Annotated in this window: 19 protein-coding genes; 14 read left to right on the top strand and 5 right to left on the bottom strand. The window is 53.8% G+C overall.

The window, feature by feature from the left end; translation table 11 throughout:
• Positions 1–20: 20 nt before the first annotated feature.
• The 4 genes from WG31_RS06470 to WG31_RS06455 all read right to left on the bottom strand — a co-directional run bounded on the left by WG31_RS06470 (position 21) and on the right by WG31_RS06455 (position 4,210).
• Complete coding sequence (locus tag WG31_RS06470) at positions 21–1,532, bottom strand: YifB family Mg chelatase-like AAA ATPase (protein ID WP_082823147.1); 1,512 nt, start codon at positions 1,530–1,532, stop codon at positions 21–23.
• 2 nt (positions 1,533–1,534) lie between these two features.
• Entirely contained in the window at positions 1,535–2,794 is a 1,260-nt protein-coding gene (serA, locus tag WG31_RS06465) for a phosphoglycerate dehydrogenase (protein WP_006115262.1), read from the bottom strand.
• A 103-nt stretch (positions 2,795–2,897) separates the two neighbouring features.
• Complete coding sequence (locus WG31_RS06460; RefSeq protein WP_035351407.1) at positions 2,898–3,695, bottom strand: inositol monophosphatase family protein; 798 nt, start codon at positions 3,693–3,695, stop codon at positions 2,898–2,900.
• Positions 3,692–4,210 carry a c-type cytochrome gene (locus WG31_RS06455; protein ID WP_063353994.1) on the bottom strand — a complete coding sequence of 173 codons (519 nt, stop codon included), beginning with the start codon at positions 4,208–4,210 and terminating at the stop codon, positions 3,692–3,694. Before WG31_RS06455 ends, WG31_RS06460 begins: the two co-directional genes overlap by 4 nt.
• Positions 4,211–4,317: 107 nt before the next feature.
• On the opposite strand from WG31_RS06455, the gene WG31_RS06450 reads away from it, so the two are divergent.
• From WG31_RS06450 to smpB, 4 genes are read left to right on the top strand one after another with little or no spacing between them, the layout of a single operon-like run.
• A complete protein-coding gene (locus WG31_RS06450; RefSeq protein ID WP_063353993.1) occupies positions 4,318–5,052 on the top strand; it encodes a 3-deoxy-manno-octulosonate cytidylyltransferase in 735 nt (244 codons plus the stop codon).
• Positions 5,053–5,059: 7 nt separating this feature from the next.
• The gene (locus WG31_RS06445) at positions 5,060–5,956 is read left to right on the top strand and encodes a prephenate dehydratase (RefSeq protein ID WP_063353992.1); all 897 of its coding nucleotides are present in this window, start codon (positions 5,060–5,062) and stop codon (positions 5,954–5,956) included.
• A 10-nt stretch (positions 5,957–5,966) separates the two neighbouring features.
• On the top strand, positions 5,967–6,857 hold the full coding sequence (gene dapA / locus WG31_RS06440; protein ID WP_063353991.1) for a 4-hydroxy-tetrahydrodipicolinate synthase: 891 nt from the start codon (positions 5,967–5,969) through the stop codon (positions 6,855–6,857).
• Positions 6,857–7,363 carry an SsrA-binding protein SmpB gene (gene smpB, locus WG31_RS06435; RefSeq protein WP_063353990.1) on the top strand — a complete coding sequence of 169 codons (507 nt, stop codon included), beginning with the start codon at positions 6,857–6,859 and terminating at the stop codon, positions 7,361–7,363. The genes dapA and smpB overlap by 1 nt, the downstream gene beginning before the upstream one ends.
• A 106-nt stretch (positions 7,364–7,469) precedes the next feature.
• Here smpB and WG31_RS16170 read toward each other — a convergent pair whose 3' ends face one another.
• Complete coding sequence (locus WG31_RS16170) at positions 7,470–8,147, bottom strand: cold-shock protein (RefSeq protein WP_006115255.1); 678 nt, start codon at positions 8,145–8,147, stop codon at positions 7,470–7,472.
• A 379-nt stretch (positions 8,148–8,526) separates the two neighbouring features.
• Here WG31_RS16170 and WG31_RS06425 point away from each other — a divergent pair, with 379 nt between their 5' ends.
• From WG31_RS06425 to mltG, 10 genes are all read left to right on the top strand, one after another.
• Positions 8,527–9,588 (top strand): lipid A deacylase LpxR family protein, encoded by a 1,062-nt coding sequence (locus WG31_RS06425; RefSeq protein WP_063353989.1) that lies wholly within the window; start codon positions 8,527–8,529, stop codon positions 9,586–9,588.
• A gap of 214 nt (positions 9,589–9,802) precedes the next feature.
• Complete coding sequence (locus tag WG31_RS06420; RefSeq protein WP_006115252.1) at positions 9,803–10,165, top strand: hypothetical protein; 363 nt, start codon at positions 9,803–9,805, stop codon at positions 10,163–10,165.
• A gap of 201 nt (positions 10,166–10,366) precedes the next feature.
• Entirely contained in the window at positions 10,367–11,116 is a 750-nt protein-coding gene (locus tag WG31_RS06415; protein ID WP_063353988.1) for a glycine betaine ABC transporter substrate-binding protein, read from the top strand.
• A 17-nt stretch (positions 11,117–11,133) separates the two neighbouring features.
• A complete protein-coding gene (locus tag WG31_RS06410; RefSeq protein WP_063353987.1) occupies positions 11,134–12,393 on the top strand; it encodes a class I SAM-dependent methyltransferase in 1,260 nt (419 codons plus the stop codon).
• Positions 12,394–12,422: 29 nt separating this feature from the next.
• A complete protein-coding gene (locus tag WG31_RS06405) occupies positions 12,423–12,938 on the top strand; it encodes a YdcF family protein (RefSeq protein WP_063353986.1) in 516 nt (171 codons plus the stop codon).
• 172 nt (positions 12,939–13,110) lie between these two features.
• Positions 13,111–14,055 carry an ACP S-malonyltransferase gene (gene fabD / locus WG31_RS06400; RefSeq protein ID WP_063353985.1) on the top strand — a complete coding sequence of 315 codons (945 nt, stop codon included), beginning with the start codon at positions 13,111–13,113 and terminating at the stop codon, positions 14,053–14,055.
• Between the two features lie 22 nt (positions 14,056–14,077).
• The gene (gene fabG / locus WG31_RS06395) at positions 14,078–14,821 is read left to right on the top strand and encodes a 3-oxoacyl-[acyl-carrier-protein] reductase (RefSeq protein WP_006115245.1); all 744 of its coding nucleotides are present in this window, start codon (positions 14,078–14,080) and stop codon (positions 14,819–14,821) included.
• Positions 14,822–15,124: 303 nt separating this feature from the next.
• Entirely contained in the window at positions 15,125–15,364 is a 240-nt protein-coding gene (locus tag WG31_RS06390; protein WP_003628807.1) for an acyl carrier protein, read from the top strand.
• 63 nt (positions 15,365–15,427) lie between these two features.
• A complete protein-coding gene (fabF, locus tag WG31_RS06385; protein ID WP_006115244.1) occupies positions 15,428–16,738 on the top strand; it encodes a beta-ketoacyl-ACP synthase II in 1,311 nt (436 codons plus the stop codon).
• Positions 16,728–17,762, top strand: a complete 1,035-nt coding sequence (gene mltG / locus WG31_RS06380) for an endolytic transglycosylase MltG (protein WP_063353984.1) — start codon at positions 16,728–16,730, stop codon at positions 17,760–17,762. Before fabF ends, mltG begins: the two co-directional genes overlap by 11 nt.
• Positions 17,763–17,815: the final 53 nt, after the last annotated feature.

The following is a 17,815-nucleotide window of genomic DNA, read 5'->3' as shown; positions in this document are numbered from 1 at the left end:
CATAGCTATCACAGCCGGGGTTAATGAGCAGAACTCCGGCTGCGATAGGTAGCTGCTTCTGCCACATGCTGAGGCTGAATATCTGCTTCAGCAGCAAGATCAGCAATGCTGCGCGCCACGCGTAACATGCGCGTATAGCCGCGTGCTGAAAAACGAAATCTGGCCGCTATAGCTTGCGCCATATTCTGCGCTTCTGCCGATACGCACAAATCTTCCAAAGCGGCTTCTGCGTTTTTGCGCGCACCTTGCCGCTCTGCCTGCATCTGGCGGGCACACCGCACTCGCTCTGCTACTGTTGCGCTGTTTTCTCCCGGAGGACCGGCCATATATCCCAACGGTTCATAGGGCTGCATAGCAAGATGCATGTCTATTCTGTCCAACAATGGGCCAGAAAGACGGTTCATGTAATCCTCACCACAGCGCGGGGCTTTTCTGCATTCCCGGCTGGCATCACCCAGATAACCGCAACGGCAGGGGTTCATGGCCGCAATAAGCTGAAAGCGGGCAGGGTAGGTGACATGCACGGCAGCACGTGCAATACTGATATGGCCAGTTTCCAACGGTTGCCGCAGCGCTTCCAAAGCAGAGCGAGAAAACTCTGGCAATTCGTCCAGAAACAGCACACCCCGATGCGCCAAACTAATTTCGCCCGGCCGCGCACGCGCACCTCCGCCTACCAAAGCAGGCAGGCTGGCTGAATGATGCGGATCACGAAATGGAGGACGTCTGATAGGCCGACCGCCTACCAGCAAGCCCGCCGCGCTATAAATGCGCGAGACATCCAAGCTTTCCGCCACAGAAAGATCTGGCAACAGGCTAGGCAAACGCGCTGCCAGCATGGATTTACCCGCACCCGGCGGCCCGCTTAACAAGAGGGAATGTACGCCTGCCGCTGCAATTTCCAGCGCGCGACGGCCTGTTTCCATCCCACGTATATCTGACAGATCGGGTTCAGATACTGGCTCATCTTCCTGCGCGGAAAATATTGGGGGAGATAAAACCTGTAGCCCGTTAAAATGGTTGATAAGCGCCAGCAAATCTGGTGCGGCCAGAATGGAAATATCTCCACCACACAGGGCTTCCTGCCCCTGCGCCGCAGGGCACACCAAACCCAGATTCATGGAAGATGCTTCCAGAGAAGCAGAAAGCACACCCGCAACAGGGTTAAGCCGTCCATCTAGGGAAAGTTCACCTAAAGCGGCATAACGCGCCACTTCCTCACCCGGTATCACGCCCATGGCGGTAAGCAATGCCAACGCAATGGGAAGATCGAAATGAGATCCTTCCTTGGGAATATCCGCAGGAACCAGATTAACCAGAATACGCTTGGCGGGCAGCGCAAGCCCAATGGAAGTAAGTGCCGCACGCACACGCTCGCGCGCTTCTGCCACGGCTTTATCCGGCAGACCAACCATTAAAAAGGCTGGCAAACCGCTGGAAATTTGCACTTCCACCCAAACGGGGCGGGCTTCTATGCCGCAAAAAGCAAAGCTTCGGATGCGGGAATTGAGTATTCCCGCCCCGATAGACACGCTTATTTACCTTTGTAAATCAAGCGTGCGCGGATTGTGCCTTCCAGCCCACGCAATGCCTGCAAAAGACGATCATCCAGTTCCGTGCTGCCGCCGGTATCGGCTTCAATCACCACGTAACCGATTTCTCCATCCGTCTGCAAAAACTGCGCCGTAACGTTGCAATCTGCATTCATGAAGATTTCGTTCAGGCGCATCATCATACCCGGCACGTTGCGATGCGCATGCATAAAGCGGGTGCCACGTGGGCTTTGCGGCAACTGTACGCCGGGGAAATTCACGGAACCAAAGGTGGATCCCACATCGGAATATTCCACCAGCTTACGCGCCACTTCCACGCCAATGCGTTCCTGCGCTTCCACGGTGGAACCACCAACATGCGGGGAAAGAATAACGTTATCCAGCCCCTGCAATGGTGTTTCCAGCTTGTCGTTCGGGCCTTTGGGTTCCTTGGGGTACACATCAATAGCGGCACCCAGCAGATGGCCGCTTTTCAGCGCTTCTGCCAAGGCATCCAGATCAACCACGTTGCCGCGTGCGTTGTTGATGAGGAAAGATCCTTTCTTCATCGCCTTGATCTGGGCTTCACCCATCAGGTTCTTGGTTGTGGGCAACTGTGGCACGTGCAGGCTCACCACATCGCTCTGCCCCAGCAGGTCTTCCAGCGTTTCTACTGGTAGCGCATTGCCGTGGCCCAGTTTGTCCACCACATCGTAATACACCACACGCATGCCAAAGGCTTCTGCCAGCACGGAAAGCTGGGAGCCAATGGAGCCATAACCGACAATACCCAGCGTTTTGCCGCGCACTTCCCAGCTATTATGAGCGGATTTAGACCATTTGCCCTCATGGCATTCCACAGAGCGGGGGAAAATGCGGCGCATGAGCATAACAATTTCGCCCATCACCAGTTCCGCCACGGAACGTGTGTTGCTGTAAGGCGCGTTAAAAACGGGAATACCGTTCATACGCGCGGCTTCAAGATCAACCTGATTGGTGCCGATACAGAAGCAGCCAATGGCCATAAGCCGGTCTGCGCCATCCAGCACGTCCTTTGTCAGCTGCGTGCGGGAACGAATGCCGACAATATGCACACCTTCCAGCGCTTCTTTGAGGGCATCCCCCTCCAGCGCGCCTTTATGACGCACAACGTTTTCATAACCGCTGGCCTTAAGAAGGGCGACGGCACTGTCGTGGATACCCTCCAGCAGCAGAATGCGGATCTTGTCCTTGGGGAGAGACAGGTGCGTGCTTGTACTCATGTAGAACCGACCAAATAGCTGTTGTGCCGAGCCGCAGACCTATCTCAAAAACCACAAAATTGATAGGGCTGCCGCATGAGAGATAAAGAAATGACGCCGAAATCTAGCGATCTGCCTGCAAAGTTGCCACGGCTTGCTGATGCAGGGGGGCCGAACCCGCAGCTAGAACTGTGCGGTCTCCATCCATCCGCAAGGGCGTACCGTCCCACGCCGTTATGGTGCCACCGGCACCTTCAATAACAGGTACAAGGGCGGCCCAATCCCACGGATTCATGTCACATTCGGCTATCAGGTCAATCTGCCCTAAAGCCAGAAGACCATAGGCGTAGCAATCCCCCCCCCATGTCATGCGTTTGGCGCAGGCTTTTAGGGTTTTCCAACCTGTATGCGGGGCCAGTTCCAGCATTTCGGGGGAAGTGCAGGACATTTCTGCTGCTTCTAACGCCACGTTCTGGCGTGTAGCAGGGCGTCCGCCCAGCGGTGAAAAAAACTGCGTAGGCTGGCCCTTCACGCCCAACCAGCGCTCATCCAGAACCGGCTGATCCAACAGCCCAAGCACCGGCACGCCATGATGGCAAAGGGCAATAAGCGTACCAAACATGGGCCGCCCCGTTACAAAGGATCGCGTACCATCAACTGGGTCCAGCAGCCATTGCCACGGAGCCGCTGCGTTTTCATGGCCAAACTCCTCACCAAACACGCCATGATCTGGCAAGCGCTCGGCCAGAATGGCGCGCATCACCCGTTCCGCACTGCGATCCGCAATGGTTACGGGGCTTTCATCCTTTTTATCGTCCACCGCCACATCCCGTCGGAACCACGGGCGAACAACCGTGCGGGCGGCATCTGCCATCATGGTTGCTACATCTGTAAAAAGGCCGAGTTCTTCCGAATGTGTCATGGTGTGCATCCTGCCTGTGCGGGCGCAGCCTGCCCGCCGAGAGTATGAAGAAATGCAATAACATCTGCCCGCTGGGCGGGATCAGGTATGCCGGTGAGTGACATACGTGTACCGGGCGCAAAGCGGGCAGGGGCCATAAGCCAATCTGCCAGCATCTGGTCTGTCCAGTGTTGGCCTGCATGCTGCTGCAAAGCCGCAGAATAGGCGTAGCCAGCGCAGGATGCCACAGCACGCCCTGCAACACTGGCCAGCGGTGGCCCAGCGTTTTCCGCAGATCCACCAGCCAAAGCGTGGCACTGTGCGCAAACCTGCCTGACGGTTGCGCCACCACGTTGCACATTGGCCTGCGCCATAAACGGAGCGATAGGTACAGGCTCCAACCCCGGCAAGGAAAAAGCAGGGCGGGCAGGGGTTGTATCTGGCACAGTGCTGCGGGCGGCAAACACACATGTTGCCAACACTCCCGCACTTAATACGGCGGAAACCGCTATTCTGTTCAGAAACCTACCATCCATGCCGGGAGGCACCTCACTTTCTGCCGGTTGCGTTTACCGTGCAGCTTTCATAAACTGCGCGCCGCTTTCAACCGGCTATAAGACGAGCCGCTTTTCGGAGCAAGCTGATGGTTTCTTCTCTTGTTGTCATACCTGCTCGGCTTGCTTCCACACGCCTGCCGAGAAAGCCGCTGGCAGACATTGCTGGCCGCCCCATGGTTCTACGTGTGTGGGATGCCGCCATGGCCGCCAATATTGGCCCGGTTGTGGTGGCCGCAGCGGATCAGGAAATTTATGATGCCGTCACCGCAGCAGGTGGCACCGCGATTCTAACAGATCCTGACCTCCCCTCCGGGTCAGACAGAGTATGGCAGGCCACTCAGGCCTTTGACCCCGATGGCAAATATGATGTGCTGCTGAACCTGCAAGGTGATCTGCCGACATTTGAACCGCAAGCCCTACGCGCCGTTATGAGCGTTATGGCCAACCCGATGTACGATGTTGGCACATTGGTCGCACCTGTAACATCGGATGCAGAAAAAAACGCGGCTTCTGTGGTAAAGGTCGCCTGTGATTTTTCAGGGGATGCACAAATAGCGCCCGCTCTTTATTTTTCTCGCCAACCTATTCCATGGGGTGATGGGCCGCTATGGCACCATATTGGTGTTTATGGGTGGCGCAGAGCAGCTTTGGCACAATTTGTAGCCCTCCCACCATCCGGTTTGGAAAAGCGGGAAAGTCTGGAACAGCTCCGTGCATTGGAAGCTGGCATGCGTATTGGCTGCACACGCCTTGCATCAGCACCATTTGGGGTGGATACACCAGAAGATCTGGAACGTGCACGCCGTGCATTTGGAGCATAATTGAGGCATGACACAAAAGGTTATCGCCTTTCAGGGCACACCGGGCGCGTATTCTGATCTGGCCTGCCGTAATGCCAAGCCGGGATGGAAAACCCTGCCATGCCGTACCTTTGCCGATGCTATTGATGCCGTGCATCAGGGCCGGGCAGAACTGGCCATGCTGGCGTGCGAAAACAGCTTGGCCGGACGTGTGCCTGATATTCATTCCCTATTGCCTGCTTCTGGCCTGCAAATTGTGGGAGAGCACTTTCAAAGGGTAGAACACTGCCTGCTGGTTGTGCCTGGCACGCGTATGGAGCAGGTGCGGCGTGTACATACCCACCCGGTAGCTTTAGGACAAATCCGAAACCTGATTCGTGATTACAATTTGGAACCCGTGGCCGAGTTTGATACGGCAGGAGCTGCGGAACTGGTAGCCCTATGGAAAAAACCGGAAGAATCTGCTGTGGCATCTGCTCTGGCGGCAGAACTCTACGGGCTGGACATTCTTAAAAAGAATGTAGAAGACGCAGACCACAACACCACCCGTTTTTACATTGCCTCCCGCACGGCAGATCGTCCGCCGGTAGAAACTCCTAATGTGATGACGACACTCATCTTCAGTGTCAAAAACCAGCCCGGCGCGTTGTATAAAGTACTGGGCGGTTTTGCCACCAACGGCGTTAACATGACCCGGCTGGAAAGCTACATGTCTGGTGAAACCTTTGCCGCCTCCCGCTTTTTGTTGGATGTTGATGGACATCCAGATGATATACGCTTGAGTAAAGCACTGGCTGAGCTTGATTTTTTTGCACAGAACACCACAATTCTAGGTGTCTACCCTCAATCGCCCTTCCGCCAGCATACCTCTGCCGAAGGGCAGGACACGCCGCGCAGTATGCCGGTACATGCCATTTCAGGATAAGTGACTGCCCATGTCTGATACCTTTTTCTCCGGGTCTATTACCGCGCTGATTACCCCCATGAACCGGGACGGCAGTCTGGATTTTGCCTCGTTCGAAAAACTGGTGGACTGGCAGATCCGTGAGGGAACATCTGCCTTATGCGCCGTTGGCACAACGGGAGAAAGCCCAACCCTTTCTCATGCTGAACACCACGCGGTTGTAGAACGCACCATTAAAGTATCAGCGGGCCGCGTTCCTGTTATTGCGGGTGCGGGATCAAACAGCACATCCGAAGCCGTAGATCTGGCCCAGTATGCAGAAAAAGCTGGGGCAAGCGCTGTATTGGTAGTGGCGCCTTATTATAACAAACCCACGCAGGAAGGGCTTTACCGGCATTACATGGCTATTGCGGATGCCATTTCCATTCCGGTTATTCTTTACAATATTCCCGGCCGTTCCATTGTTGATATCAGCGTAGAAACAATGGCGCGTCTGGCACGACACCCAAATATTATTGGTGTAAAAGATGCCACAGCCAACCTTCTGCGCCCATTGCAGGTGCGCCGCGCCGTAGAAAAGCGCTTTAACCAGCTTTCTGGGGAAGATGGTACCGCTGTGGCGTTTTTGGCTGCCGGGGGCGATGGCTGCATTAGTGTAACCGCCAATGTTGCGCCTGCCTTGTGTGCCAATGTGCAAAAAGCATGGCAGGAAGGCAGCGTGCAGGATGCCATTGCTATTCAGGATAAGCTTTTGCCTTTGCATGATACGCTTTTTTGCGAAAGCAATCCGGCTCCGGCCAAATACGCTGCCAGCCTGTTAGGGCTGGCTGGTGAAACCTGCCGCCTACCGCTTGCCCCCCTCACCGAACCTTCTCGCGAGAAGATACGTGCGGCTTTGGTTGATATCGGGCTACTAAACTGATGAGTTCAAAATCGGGAAAATCTACCAAAAGTTCCATGATCTCTCATGGCATGGTGGCGCAAAACCGTAAGGCGCGCTTCAATTATAATATTCTGGAAACCATTGAAGCTGGGCTTGTACTAAGAGGTGCCGAGGTTAAAAGCCTGCGCCTTGGCCGTGCCACTATTAACGAAGCCTTTGCTGGTGAACGGGATGGATCACTATGGCTGTTTAACAGCTATATCCCTGAATATCAGGGGGGGGTTCTTTCCCGTTTTGATACGCGTGCACCACGTAAATTACTGATGCACCGGAAGGAAATGCGTAAGTTTATAGGCGCCATTGCCAAACAGGGCGCAACTTTGGTGCCATTGAATGTGCATTTTAATGAGAGAGGCTTGGCTAAAGTTACGCTTGGCTTAGGCGTTGGCAAAAAAACCCACGACAAGCGGCAGAGCATTGCAGACAGAGATTGGCAGCGTGATAAAGCGCGCTTAATCCGAAATAAGGGGAAGGGGGACTACTAAACGTTCCCGTCCACTTTATAAAAACGGACATAGTCTCAAGCTAGAACCCATAAAAAAACCCCGGCATAACCGGGGTTTTTTCTTGAAACCTAATTCTAAATCAGGATCAGGCCGGAGAAACTTCAGCAGCTTCTGGGCCTTTCTGGCCCTGAACCACCTTTACGTTTACACCCTGACCTTCGTTCAGTGCGCTCAGGCCAGACCGTTCAAGAGCAGAAGCGTGAACAAAAATGTCCTTACCGCCGCTTTCCGGTGTGATGAAGCCAAAGCCTTTGACAGAGTTGTACCATTTCACGGTACCACGTGTGTCTTCAGCCATGGACAGATCCGGGGCAGGGCGGCCAGCCGGACGGCTGCCAAAACCGGGGCGCGGTGCACGGGGGCGTTCTGGCTGGGCGGTGCTTTCGTCAACGGAAATAACTTCCGCAACCTGGCGACCTTTCGGGCCCTGGCCAATCCGTACAACCAGTGTCGCACCCGGGCTTACACCCTGATGGCCTGCCTGAGAGAGTGCATTGGCGTGCAGGAATACATCACCGGTGCCATCTGCCAGTTCAACAAAGCCGAAGCCTTTTTCGCTGTTGAACCATTTAACAGTTGCACCAACTTCCGGCCCGGAAGCCACAACCTGCGGACCACCAGCGCCACGGCGCGGTGCAAATCCACCACGGTCACCGCCACCAAAAGCAGGGCGCTCACCAAAGGAAGGCATGGACATGTAATCGTCATCAAATCCGCCGCGGCGAGGAAAACGAGAGCTGCGGTCGGTCCTGTTACTTTTCAACGGTCTTGATCCTGGAGTACGGAGAAGGCTGAAGCTTCTCCCGATATTGAAAAACGGGCAGTTTGCCGGAATGGGTTGACAGGTTTACGTAATTTGAAGAAAACGCCACCGTTCCCGTTCCTGAAAGCTGCAAATGCGCCCACTGTTTCCGTAGCACAGCCAACAGCGTGCGACTATAGGAAAGCATGAAATTGGCGGGAGTTTCACACACTTTTCTTGATCTCACAGTTATGTGATACCTCTGCGCCCATAGAGGTCTGACGTTGGCATGATAGCCACAGCCAGACAGGATAAGGGGAAACGGGCTTTCTTGTGCGGGTATTATCCATTAAGAACAGCCTAGAATCATGCCCGCACATGGCCAAATGGAAGAAAAAGCATGCCCGTAGTTTTAAAACGGCTTCGCGCACGGCGCCTTGCCCTTGCGTCTCTTATGCTGGCAGGGGCATCCGTGTGTTCTCTTTCTTCCGCCAAAGCGACTCCTGCCTCTGACAACAAAGGCACATGGACCCTTCAGGGTGAAAACGATGCCATCACCACCCTAAAAGGCACATCGGACCAATATTATACCAGTGGCCTGCGTTTTAACTGGACATCTGGCACCAATACGCTGCCCACCCCCATTGCCGCCATTAACAAGGCCATTTGGGGGGAAGGCGTGCAGCGTATTAGCATTGGCCTGCAGCAGCTTATCTTCACGCCGCGCAATACACAGGTTTCCAGCCCGTGGGCTCCGGGGCAAGCGCAAACTGCGCGTATTAATGACAGGCCTTATTCCAGCCTGCTGCTGGGCACCGTAAATCTTATTAATGATACGGACAGAACCCGCAGCGTGTTTGGCATTCAGTTTGGTATTATGGGGTCGGGTGGCTTGGGCGAGCAGCTCCAGAATGGATTCCACGGCCTGATTGGTGATACCAAAAATCAGGGCTGGTCTCATCAGCTTAAAAATCAGCCCATCTTTCAGGTGCAGGGTGGGCGTATCTGGCGTTTGCCTTTGGCGCATGTGTTTGGCGTGGAATTTGACATGCTGCCATCTGCCGCCGCCGCCATTGGTGATTATCAGATTTATGGCCGCATTGGTGATGTGTTCCGGATCGGGCAGGGGCTGGATAGTGATTTCGGCACACCCACCATTCAGGCTTCCGGCACAGATGGTACGGATGCCTATAAATCGCGGCGTCCCTTTTCATGGTACATCTTTGGTGGCGTAACGGGTGAAGCCGTTGGGTATGATGCCTCATTGCAAGGCAACACCATGCGCAGCAATTCCCTACACGTGATTAAAAAGTGGGATGTGGGTGAAATTCATGCCGGTTTGGCCTTCATGTTCTGCGGTTTGCGCATTTCCTACAGCCAGGTTTGGCAGACGCAGCAGTTCACCACAGCCAAGTCTGGCCTGTTTAACTATGGTTCATTAATGGTTTCGGCTAAGTTCTGATTCTTTTTTCTGCACCACAGAAAGTCATTTGCACAAAAAACAGGCATAAAAATTGTGCACTTCATGTGCGTTTGTGTTTTTTTCGTCACGAAGCCTCAAACCTGCCTGCTTTTGAGGCGTTAATATTCGTTTTCTCATAGCGTAGCGCGCTGCAGCTCTTTTACACTCCAAACATCAAGACCGAACCGGGATTGTCAGGGGGATAAAAGAAACCATGCCGCGCACAACAGCATCTTCTCAGCAACACACCTGCCAGATCATTCCATTCCAGATGGAAATCACATCCCGCCAGCAGGCTTACCTTACCCGTTGGGTGCAGGCTGCTCAGCCCATGGGCATTTGCGATGCAGATGTTTTTGTGTCTGAACAGAAGCAGGCCGGCATTTCTGCTGGTTACGTTGTGGTATGGGTGCGCGAAACTCCAGATCCTGCTTACCAGATTTACTGCCACGGCAACCGCTGGATTGTTATGGATGCTATCCGTGATAATAAACTGGGCAGCTTCAACACTTTTGCAGATGCCTTGAACATGATCCGCCCCGTCATGCCGCGCGAACAGGGCATTGTTGCCGCTTAAACACCCCTGTTTAAGTTATGCATTCCGGTTGGCCGCCTTCTTCCCTTCCAAGGGAAGGGCGGCTTTTTTTTGCTCTCAGCCTTGCACCAAATCATTAAGAAATCCTGTTATTTCCATTTCAGGGATTGCCTCATGGGTTTCTCCTGCTGCAAGGACTACGCAGACCATCACCAGTTCGAGTAGATCTGAAAGGATCCTGAGATGACAAGCCTGACCCTCGCATACCCCGAAACCACCGTGCATGAGGCTACGGCAGCAGCAATCATCCGCGTTCTGGAAGCCAATGATGTAGAGCCGGATATTGTAACCGGCCCCAAAGACGTGCTGACAGACATGCTCAAAAAGGGTGAGGTTGATTTTTACGTTTCTGCATGGCTGCCGGATGAAGATGCGGGCATGCTGGCCCCCGGTATTCTTCCGCTTGGCAATCTGTTTCGTCCCGCAGCTCATTGCTGCATTTCTGCAGAAGATACGCCGCTGACATCTTTGGATGACGTAGCACAGGCTGGGCCAGAACTTTCCCGCACGATTATCACGCCTGTATCTTTGCAAAAGCACATGGAAAAAGTGTTGCAGCAGTATGGGCTGGATACCACCGGCTTCAGCCTGAAAGTGTTACCGGATGAAGAAGCACTGGCAGAACTGAACGCTGCCCTCAAGCGGGAAGAACTGGTGCTGATGCCACTGTTTCAGCCTTGTTTTCTGTTCCACATTGGCGGTTTCCGTATTCTGAACGATCCCAAAAATGCATTGGGGGGCGAACAAGACGCGCGCATTCTGATCCGTGCAGAAATCAAGGATGAAATGGAGCAGGATCTTCTGGACGAATTGGATGAGCTGATGCTCAGCGCCAAAATTATCAGCGCCATGGATTACGCCATGCGTGTTGAAGGCATGACAGCCGATGAAGCAGCAGAAGCCTGGCAGCGCGGCAAACTGCTGCCCCGCTAAGGAAAGGCCGCGCCAGCATGACAGATCAATCCCCCGCCGATACGCGCGATTCCAGCCTAGCCGCCCAATATGAGGCGTATCCATACCCAGAAAGAAACCCGCAGGATGAGGCCAAGCGCCTTTTAATAGGCAGCCCCAGCCATTTGCGGGAAATTGACTACTGGGTTTTTGGCGCCAAACGGGCGCAAAGCCAGCCTTTGCGGGCATTGGTGGCAGGGTGCGGCACCGGGGATGGTGCCATTATGCTGGCAACACACCTGCAACGTGCCGGACGCCCCGGTGAGGTTGTATGTGTAGATCGCTCCCAAAAGGCGCTTTCCATTGCGCAGGCACGGGCGCAAACGCGGGAGCTGGCAAATATCCGCTTCATTCAGGGGTCTCTGACAGAACTAGATGCGCTGGATCTGGGCCTTTTTGATTATATTGATTGCTGTGGCGTACTGCATCATCTCCCAGATCCTGATGCCGCATTAGCCATGTTAGAAAAACACCTCGCACCCGGTGGTGGCATGGGGCTGATGGTCTATGCACCTTATGGGCGCACAGGTGTTTACATGGCGCAGGATGCGCTGGAAAAAATTGCGCCTCATTCCGAATCTCCTCAAACACGGCTCGATATGGCACGCCGCGTGATGCGCACGCTGCCTGCCACTGCGTGGTTGCGGCAAAACGGCAACTTTGGAGATCACCTTTCTGGCGGTGATGCAGGCTTATACGATCTGCTGCTGAACCCCAGAGACCGCGCTTATACCGTTACAGAGTTTTTAGATTTTCTGGGCAAAGCCGGGCTGGAACCTTCCTGCTTAATGGAACCGGCACGATATGATCCAACCCTGTTTTTGCCAGATCCACGCCTGCGCGCGCGCATAAGCAGCCTGCCGTGGCAACAGCAGGCTGCCATAGCGGAAGACCTTGCAGGTAATATGCCCACTCATGTTGCTTATGTTGTCCGCAAGGGCGCACGCATTACGCCGCCAGACCCCATGGATTTTTCTGCCGTGCCAATCATGCGTGAAATACCGGGGGTAGAATTGGCCAAGCAGATGCAGCCAGACCACACGCTGCCTTTTGCTTTTGGCACATTGGTTGTACCCATTCCCTTGCCACCACAAATGCGCGGCATCCTGCCCCTGATTGATGGTGAACGTACTGTTGGTGCTTTGGCAGAAGCCGTGGCACCTCGCGGTATTTCAGAAAACAAATTTCGCAAAGTGTGGGCAGAAGGTTTTACTACTTTGGAACGGCTGAACCGCGTGCTCTTGCGTCCACCGGCTTAAAAACATTCTCTGCGGGAAAGAGATTTGAAATGTCAGCACTGCCCGTCATTATTTTTGGTGCAGCCCTCAACCCGGATGGCAGCCCGTCTGTTGCGCTGTTAAACAGGGTGCATTCTGCGCTTATGTTTGGCGCTGCGCATGGGCCTGTTATGTATATTCCTACAGGTGGCGTGCCACAAAATGGCCAGACGGAAGCAGGCGTTATGGCCGCCTGCCTGTTAAAGGCTGGTATTGCTCCAAAATGTATTCTGCCCGAGCCCACGGCAGGAGATACGTTTGATTCCGCTGTTGCTTGCACGCGTCTGCTACGCCGGGCAGGGTATCTTACGGCTCAGCCCATAGCGGTTGTTTCCAGCCCTTTGCACCTACCGCGCTGTGTTTTGCTCATGCGTCTTGCGGGGTGGAGAGTGCAGCCCGTGCCATTTTTACGTGCTCAGCCGCATGTTCCCAACATGCGCAAAAAACTCCTACGTATCGCGCATGAATGCCTTGCCCTGCCTTGGGATGCACTGCTTGTTCTGGGCTGGCGTATTGTGCAGCGTTAAACTGCGCCGTATTCTGCCCCCGATTTCCTGCCGGCCTGCGTTTTGCGTGGCTTCCTTTTTATGGGCCGCCATATTGCGCAAAGCATAGAAAGCAGCCCGTGCAGTTCATGATCTTGCCAAAGCAGGTGGCTTCCATCCGTTTGGCAAGGAAAAATTTGGAACAGTGAGTATCATGGCCGTTTACGCATTTGTTTTTCCCGGACAGGGCAGCCAGTCTGTTGGCATGGGGCAGGAGCTTGCAGAGGCTTTTCCTGCGGCGCGTTCTGTTTTTGAAGAAGTTGATGACGCCCTGGGCGAAAAACTCTCCAAAATCATTTTTGAAGGCCCGATAGAAAGCCTTACCAGCACAGAAAACGCTCAGCCTGCGCTTATGGCTGTGTCCATGGCTGTTCTGCGCGTTCTGGAACAGGATGGCGGTTTGGATCTTGCTGGCAAAGTTACGTTGCTTGCTGGGCATTCTCTGGGGGAATACTCTGCTCTGGCCGCGGGGCGTGCCTTTGGTGTGGCAGAAGCCGCACGCCTGCTACGGCTGCGCGGGCAGGCCATGCAGAAAGCCGTTCCCGCTGGGGAAGGCGGCATGGCGGCCCTGATTGGCGTAACATTGGCACAGGCAGAAGATATCTGCACCAAAGCCTCTGCCAAAGGCGATGTAGAAATTGCCAATGATAACGGCGGCGGCCAGATTGTTATTTCCGGCAAGATTGCAGGTATTGATGAAGCCATTGCTATCGCCAAAGAATTGAAGATCAAGCGCGCACTCAAGCTGCCGGTTTCTGCACCATTTCATTCTTCGCTCATGAAGCCAGCAGAAGATGTGATGGCCGAAGCATTAGCCAAAGCTAACATTACCGCCCCGATTGTGCCCGTAATTGCCAATGTAACAGCCGAGCGCGAAACGGATACCGATACGATTCGGCAAAATCTGGTGCGTCAGGTTACTGGCCGTGTGCGCTGGCGGGAAAGTGTGGCCGCTATGGTCGGCATGGGTGTGGATACATTTGTAGAAATTGGTGCAGGCAAGGTGCTTTCTGGCTTGGTGCGACGCATTGATTCCGAAGTATCTGGCCTTTCTGTGGGCACGCCAGCCGATATCGAATCTTTCCTGAAAACTTTGTAAAAACAGCGGGTAAACAAAAATTATGTTCAAACTGGACGGAAAAACCGCACTGGTTACAGGCGCAACAGGCGGTATTGGTAGCGCCATTGCGCGTTTGCTGCACGCACAGGGTGCAAAGGTTGTGCTGTCTGGCACGCGAGAAGCCGTGTTGCAGAAGCAGGCGGAAGAACTGGGGGAAGGGCGTGCATTTTACGTGGCAGCCAACCTTTCTGATCCAGCAGAAGCCGATGGCCTTATTGCCAAAGCGGAAGAAGCTGCTGGGACGCCTGTTGATATTCTCGTCAACAACGCGGGCCTTACGCGCGATATGCTGGCCCTACGCATGAAAGATGAAGACTGGGATCAGGTTCTAAACGTGGATCTGTCCTCTCCTTTCCGGCTGTGCCGTGCCGCACTTAAGGGCATGCTGCGCCGCCGGGCAGGGCGTATTATCAATATTTCCTCGGTTATCGGTTCCACCGGCAATGCTGGGCAGGCCAACTATGCGGCTGCAAAAGCAGGCATTGTGGGCATGAGCAAATCCTTGGCGCAGGAAGCCGGTTCGCGTGGCGTTACGGTAAATGTTGTGGCCCCAGGCTTTATTGTTACCCCCATGACAGACGTTCTGCCCGATGCGCAAAAAGAAAAACTGCTGGGTGCGATTCCACTGGGCCGCCTAGGCCAGCCAGAAGATGTGGCTTCTGCCGTGCTCTATCTGGCATCAAACGAAGCCGCATGGATTACAGGCACCACGCTGCACGTAAACGGCGGCATGGCAATGGTTTAAGGGAGTTCTCCCTTAAATTTGGCCTCTAGAATGTCTGCGCAGAAGAGAGGGTGCAAAATACTTTCAGATGTGGCAGACAGACTATGCAAACACGCGCATAATCAAGGGGGCGGAAGAAAGACTTTTCCGGTTTGCCTTGGCTTGTGATGGAAAAACGTGCTAAGCGCCCGCAACCCCTGTTGCTGGGGAAGAATAACGGAAGCAGTGCTGTTTTCTATTCTTCCACCAATAGGGATTGTGGTAGAGCAGGCACCAGAACAACCTGCCCGCATGTAAAACCGGGCCTATGGGATACAAAGACAGATGAGCGAAATCGCTGATAAGGTTAAGAAAATCGTGGTCGAGCATCTCGGCGTCGAGGAAAGCAAGGTCACACCGGATGCATCGTTCATCGATGATCTGGGCGCTGACAGCCTTGATACCGTTGAGCTGGTGATGGCGTTTGAAGAAGCCTTCAATGTCGAAATCCCGGAAGATGCAGCGGAAAAAATCACCACCGTTAAAGATGCTATCGATTACATCGAAAAGCAAAAAGCTGCCTGATTTTCAGGTAATTTTGCGTTTAACGGAACTGTGGGTCCCTCTACTATTTGAGGGACCATATACGTGCAGAACAGGGAGCGGGCTGGTTTGTTGCAGTCGGCCGGAGTAAATTCTGGACGGAGACGGGTAGTCGTCACCGGAATGGGCATCGTCGGACCTCTGGGTCTGGGTGTTGAAAACGTATGGTCACGTCTGATTGCAGGCGAAAGCGGGATTGGTAGAATCACGCAGTTCGACCCAAGCGATCTGCCGGCCCATGTGGCTGGGGAAGTGCCGGAAGGGCCGACCGCAGAAGGAAAGCTTACACTTTCCGAGTGGATTTCCCCCAAAGACCAGCGCAAAATGGACCGCTTCATTCACATGGGGTTGGTGGCAGCAACGGAAGCGGTGGAGGATTCCGGTTGGAAACCTGAAACCGAAGAAGATAAATGCCGCACCGGTGTAATGATTGGCTCTGGCATTGGTGGTCTTCAAACCATCTATGATGCCTCCATTACCGTGCATGAAGGTCGGGCGCGGCGTCTTTCGCCGTTCTTTATCCCGTCCGCTCTCATCAATCTGGTTTCTGGCCATGTTTCCATCAAATATGGTTTTCAGGGGCCAAATCATTCAGTTGTTACGGCTTGCGCTACCGGCGTGCATGCCATTGGTGATGCCGCGCGCATTATCATGTTTGGTGATGCCGACGTAATGGTAGCTGGTGGTGCAGAAGCAACCGTTTGCCCGTTGGGCATTGCTGGCTTTTGCTCAGCCCGTGCGCTATCTACCGGCTTTAATGACACCCCCGGAAAAGCCTCCCGCCCATGGGATAAAGACCGTGATGGTTTTGTAATGGGTGAAGGTTCCGGCGTTGTTGTGCTGGAAGAATATGAACACGCCAAAGCCCGTGGCGCCAAAATTTATGGCGAAATTATCGGCTATGGCATGTCTGGTGATGCATACCACATTACCGCACCGGCAGAAGGCCATTACGGGGCATACCGCGCCATGCGCGCTGCACTGAAAAGTGCAGATCTTACCCCGGCAGACATCAACTATGTTAACGCCCACGGCACCTCCACCATGGCGGATGACCTTGAGCTGGAAGCTGTTGAACGCCTGTTTGGTGATGATGCCCGTAAGCTGGCCATGTCTTCCACCAAATCGGCCACAGGCCATTTGCTTGGCGCGGCTGGTGCAGTAGAAGCCATTTTCTCCATTCTGGCTATTCGGGACAACGTGGCGCCGCCTACGCTGAACTTGGATAACCCATCGCGTGAAAGCGTGATTGACCGCATTGCCCATACAGCGCAGCAGCGGGAAATCAACGTGGCTCTTTCTAACAGCTTTGGATTTGGCGGCACAAATGCCAGCCTGATTGTGCGTGGCGTCTAAACCAAAAAGAAAGCCTGCAAAACAGCCTACCAAAAAAGGTCGTGCTGCCCTGAAATGGCTAGGGGGCCTGTTTCTTCTTTCTGCATTAGCAGGGGGAGGAACAGGTTTTTTTGCATGGTATAGCTATATAAAACCGGGGTTTTTGCCAGAAGCTACGGATGTTGTTGTGCCACACGGTGGTTACGCCAGCACCTTAAATGCACTGCAACACGCGCAGGTGCTGCCATCTGGCTGGTTCACAGATAAGCTGTTTGTCACGGCCATTTCTCTTACACGTAAAAGCGGCCAGCTACACGCGGCAGAACTGCATTTTCCGCAGCATGTTTCCATGCAGGATGTGCTGTTTATTCTGCGGCATGGTAAACCTGTTTTACATAAGCTGACCATTCCTGAAGGGCTTTCTGCCCATCAGATCCAAGCTGTTATTGCCTCTGCTCCTTTTTTAGAGGGCGAAACACCCTTGCCCACAGAAGGCAGCACATTACCGCAAACCTATAATTACCTGCGGAATAGCGAACGTGCGGATATTGTAAAACGTGCGCAAAACGCCATGCAAACGGCGCTAGATACTGTCTGGCAAAAGCATGATCCAGCCCTTGATGGCATGATACCATCCCCACAGCTTCTGCTTGTTCTGGCATCCCTGATAGAAAAAGAAACAGCCTTACCTGCAGAAAGGCCCATGGTTGCACGTGTTTTTCTAAACCGCTTGCAAAAAGGCATGAAATTGCAAACAGATCCAACCGTGATTTATGCCATAACACATGGTAACCCGCCGTTGGGCCGCGCACTTACGCGCACTGATCTTGCTACGCCAGACGCATATAATACATATGTTGTTACAGGGTTGCCTCCCGGGCCTATCTGCTCACCCGGCATGTCCGCATTAGAAGCAGCAGCACATCCTGCCAGTGGAGATGCGCTTTTCTTTGTGGCCAATGGCAATGGTGGACATAATTTTTCCACCACTCTGGCTGAACATAATCGGAATGTTTCTGCTTTTCGGCAGCATAATACGCATTAAGCGCCTTCTACCCCATAAGGGCAGAAAGCACTTAATTTTTAACCTAGAAAAAA

It is taken from the genome of Acetobacter oryzifermentans (assembly GCF_001628715.1).
In the GTDB taxonomy this organism is placed as follows: Bacteria; Pseudomonadota; Alphaproteobacteria; order Acetobacterales; family Acetobacteraceae; genus Acetobacter; species Acetobacter oryzifermentans.
This window is presented reverse-complemented; position numbering and strand designations above follow the sequence as displayed.